The organism is Bartonella sp. AA86SXKL (assembly GCF_042196885.1).
This window is the reverse complement of the sequence record NZ_JBHIRE010000118.1, coordinates 1-1,159: the sequence shown is the minus strand read 5'-3', so window position 1 is coordinate 1,159 and position 1,159 is coordinate 1. Positions and strand designations below refer to the sequence as shown.

Here is a 1,159-nt window from a genome sequence, read left to right as displayed (position 1 = left end):
GAAAAAGCTTGCTTCTTCACCTTCAAGAAAGGATTCTACAACAATTTTGTTTCCTGCATCACCAAAAGCACTTTTGAAGCAGGTATCAACAGCGTTAAATGCCTCTTCCATTGTCATAGCAACGACAACACCTTTTCCAGCAGCTAAGCCATCGGCTTTAATGACAATGGGAACACCTTGTTGACGAATGTAGGCTTTAGCTTTTTCAGCATCATTAAAACATTGGTAAGTTCCTGTAGGAATGTTATTCTTACGGCATAAATCCTTTGTAAAAGCTTTTGAACCTTCTAGTTGAGCAGCTTTTTGAGTAGGTCCGAATACACAGATATTAGCGTTATTAAGAGAGTCTGTTATACCCGCAACCAGTGGTGCTTCTGGTCCAACAATCACAAGGTCAATAGAATGTGTTTTGCAAAAATCAATAACAAGATGGTGGTCATTAATGTCCAAATCAATATTTTCACCCAATTCTATGGTTGCAGGATTTCCAGGAGCGCAATATAATTTTGTAAGCATTGGAGATGCTGCTATTTTCCATGCCAAAGCATGTTCCCGTCCGCCTGAGCCGATAAGAAGAATGTTCATTACTTACTCCTAATACAGAAGATGATGAAATCAGTTTTCTTGTCATAAGAGTGAAATGCTTCTATCGCAAGACTAAAGGTGAAGCCATTTGATGAAAAAAAGTAAAAATATTACACATATTCAATCTTGTGAAAATCAGGGACGAGTTATGGATGCCTCCTCCAAACAGTGGGTTTATCATTTTCTTCCTTGCTCTTTGTGGTTTTATGCTCAATTGGCACGTTGGGATCGGCCTATCGGATGGCAGTTGTTGATGTGGCCTTGTTTCTGGTCAACAACGATGGCTTTTCTTTCTCATGAAATGCAGAGAGTACCTCTTTTACCAATGTTAATGAATTGGTTGTGGTATCTCTTTCTTTTTTTTCTGGGTTCTATAGCTATGCGGGGTGCAGGATGTACTTGGAACGATCTTATTGATCATAAAATTGATTCTCAGGTAGAGAGAACACGTTCTCGCCCATTACCGACAGGTCATGTGAGTCGGTTTCAGGCAAAAGTTTTTATACTTGTGCAATGTTTGGTTGGTTTAGGTGTTTTATCACAATTTAATACGGTTAGTTTTTTTCTAGGTATT

2 protein-coding genes are annotated in these 1,159 nt (G+C 38.7%); one reads left to right on the top strand and one right to left on the bottom strand.

What is annotated here, in order from left to right; translation table 11 throughout:
- On the bottom strand, positions 1–585 hold a 585-nt coding region (locus ACFIO5_RS10320), incomplete at its 3' end, for a phosphoribosylamine--glycine ligase (protein ID WP_375705353.1).
- A gap of 91 nt (positions 586–676) precedes the next feature.
- On the opposite strand from ACFIO5_RS10320, the gene ACFIO5_RS10315 reads away from it, so the two are divergent.
- Positions 677–1,159 (top strand): UbiA family prenyltransferase (locus tag ACFIO5_RS10315; RefSeq protein ID WP_375705352.1); only part of this gene is annotated, 483 nt, incomplete at its 3' end.